The sequence below is a fragment of the Brevibacillus daliensis genome, from assembly GCF_021245735.1.
In the GTDB taxonomy this organism is placed as follows: domain Bacteria; phylum Bacillota; class Bacilli; order Brevibacillales; family Brevibacillaceae; genus Brevibacillus_B; species Brevibacillus_B daliensis.
In genome coordinates this window covers 1-3,060 of record NZ_JAJISB010000064.1, presented here as the reverse complement: position 1 = coordinate 3,060, position 3,060 = coordinate 1, and the positions used below count along the sequence as shown (strand labels likewise).

2 protein-coding genes are annotated in these 3,060 nt (G+C 33.6%); both read right to left on the bottom strand.

The genetic code is table 11. The features are described from left to right. Positions 1-155: 155 nt before the first annotated feature. The gene (locus LM917_RS24180; protein ID WP_232700255.1) at positions 156-932 is read right to left on the bottom strand and encodes a hypothetical protein; all 777 of its coding nucleotides are present in this window, start codon (positions 930-932) and stop codon (positions 156-158) included. A 40-nt stretch (positions 933-972) separates the two neighbouring features. Beyond that, entirely contained in the window at positions 973-2,409 is a 1,437-nt protein-coding gene (locus LM917_RS24175) for an IS110 family transposase (RefSeq protein ID WP_232700254.1), read from the bottom strand. Positions 2,410-3,060: the final 651 nt, after the last annotated feature.

The window sequence follows — 3,060 nt, the reverse complement described above, 5'->3', positions numbered from 1 at the left end:
TAAACAATGTAGTGTAGTGCTTCATGCAATCGATAGTAATTTTTTAACATAGAAAAAATACCTGTTTTCAATCAATAAACAGGTATTTTTGCCATTCTAATAAACTTAAAGAAATGAATAAAAAATATAGCTTTTATTCATTTTTTACATTTTTATTAGGCATTGCTTCGTAATGTTTCTAAGCTTGAAAGTTGTGGAAAACCTGCACGACTCCACAACCATAAGGGAGTATGGATATCAATAGGGGCAAGTCCACTACCAGTCAGTACATCCTCCCATACTTTAGCTACAGTCTGTCGATCTTCAGCGGCCCCATTTAATACCTCTGAAGAACATAGTCCCAACTTTACGGTAGCTTTCAATATATGTGTATCTGGAGCTATCGTAATAAGTTCGCGAGAATTCCAGGAGACATTTGTATAACTTTCCAAGACATAAAGCCAGTAATTGAAGATTTTTGGCCCAGAAAGGTAAGGGAAATCAGATTTTCGTGTTCCTTGCATAATTTTCTTTAAGGAAGAAATATCAAATTGAACAGATTCAATAAGACCTTGTACATTTCCCTTTACTGAAGATTTCACTATCCCCTTTGCTACACGTTTCCAAATCTCTGGATGACGGTTAGGCTGTAATCCTACGCGGTGAAACAGTAACGAACTTCGAAGAATATCAATATCGCTATTTGCCACAGCGTGTAGATTGAAAATCCACTTTGTTTCTTCATCTCGATATGCTTTTACAACTGATTCCCACAAACTATAGGAATTTCTTTGATAGTTCAAAGCCATAGCTAGTGTTAAAACATCCATTAATTCATCCTCTGAAACAACACCAATCAAAACGTCTTCAGGCATCAGTTCTCCACCGATAAGCCCTTCAGAGTGCATTTTCATCAGTGTTTTTACATTTTTTAAAAGCTTCTCTTTTTCCACGTAATATCCTCCAAGGTCTTATCTAACTATAAAGTTTTCCTTAAACTAAATTGTCCGTTAATTTTATGGTTGACTTTCGTCCTTCTTCTAATTTGTAAGCTTCATCCCACTCAATCCCACAAGCAGCCGCATGTAGTTTAGGGTCATATTTCTGACCCCTTTTTAAAATTGCATAAATTAGATTTGCAATTTTACCACAAAGATGACCAATTGCTTTTTTCTTACTCATACCATCTTCAACCTTACGGTTATAATAAGTTTTAAATACAGTAGGCTTCTTTTTTCCATTTGCTAACATCATCATGGCTATTTGATATAAAACTCTTCTTGAATCACGGACTCCGCTAAATGTTTGTCGAGTCCCTTTTACTGATGTACCAGATTGTGTATTTTCAGCAGATACACCAAGATATTTCTTAAATTCTTTATAGGTATCAAATCTGTCAATATCACCAATTACACCAATTAAAGTACAAGCTATATTTTCACTTACGAATGGTAAAGATAAGAGTAAATTTGCATATGGATGTGGCTTTATACCTTTTTCAGGGATTCCACAAAGAAGGTTATGTATTTCAATATCGATTAGCTTAATACTTTCTTCAAGCCGTAAGGCTTCTTCAATTATCCATTGCTGTCTTCCAACTAGGTGCTCTACAGGTACCGCAATTGTATTAGGTATAATTTGAGCTAATGTTTGTGCTGCTTTTCTTGCTATATTTTTAGCCCCAGCTTTTGAAATAGCTTTATATAGTTCTTCTTCAGAGGAATCTTTCATATCTAACCCAGTAGGATATTCTAGCACTAGTTTCATAACAGAAGAAGATCCTAACTTCTTAAATGCTTTATTTAAGTCAGGATGAGTTACCTTCAGGAGTTGTTGCACCTGATTTTTTCGACGTGTTAATTGTACATTTAAATACCATCTATCACGCATTACTGTTCGAAATAGAGATTGAAGTACAGACTGCGGTTTAAGTAATGTTACACCCTGCATATGAGGATGCAATTGCTTATGCCACCCCATATAAGACATAACTTTAGCATCCATAGAATCGTTTTTCTCAGTAATCCCTAAGTTATTCTTACGGAATTCCCCAACAGCCTTGTTTTCAACTTGAAACAAAGTATAGCCTTCATTTAATAATACTTGTTGAATTAAGTAAGAGTAATGCCCACCAGTTGGTTCTAAAATAATTAAAAAATCTTCTTTTGTTATATTAAATTGTTTCTCTATTTGAATTAAAGCTTGTAAAAATTCTGCAATTCCAATGCTATCGGAATCAAATTTCATTGTTTTTGTTCGTTTCCAAGCAATCCCCTTCGGGTCTAAAAAAGCATCAAACTTAATACAGGAAGCTACATGAAAACTAGCACCTATATCAATACCTACAAAGAATTGATAAAACTTTCTAGAATCTTGTGTTTCTTCAGTTGCTTCTTCTCCGTAACTGAATGGAGCAATATTATTATTCATATATTTCTCCTCTAATTAGCAGTATGATATATCTGACTATCCAAGTTTCTGTTAGAGCTATATGCCCAATGTAGCATGTCAGGATTATATCGCCAGATATTAAATCTCAAATTAAACAAAAGAGTCCGATGTTTGCACCAGCTCCAAACTTATTTAGAGTTTCAACCGCTAATTATATATAATTATTCGACTCTTCTATATAGTCTATTATTTTTTATATACGACAAAGAATACAAATTCCCTCCTTAAAATAAAAAACCTGTCGAAAATGACAGGTTTAAAAATCTTATATTTAAATTAAAGTGTGCAGTGCCATATTAAGAGCGGAGTGCCTCACATCTATATAAGAGGTCTAAATAAATTAGCCCCATTCCAGTTTAGGTTGGAATCACCATAAAGGTCACTGCACACTTATATCTTATCGCATTATTGGTAACAAAAAAACCAATGTCCCCAAACTTTATTTAGAAATACCATGAGATATGGCTTTCACGTTGTTTAAAAAGGTACATTGGCTTGAATTATCTTCATTTTAGCATATATATAAATGCCTTATACAAAATATTTTGCAATCAGTAAACTTACGCGTATAGCATGTAGTCCACTAAAAGAGTACATTCTTGTCTTTAAGTACTACAGAAACTTTATTAT

Coding starts and splice junctions, on each gene's coding strand:
- LM917_RS24175 (WP_232700254.1), bottom strand. CDS start 2,409: ATGAATAATAATATTGCTCCATTCAGTTACGGAGAAGAAGCAACTGAA.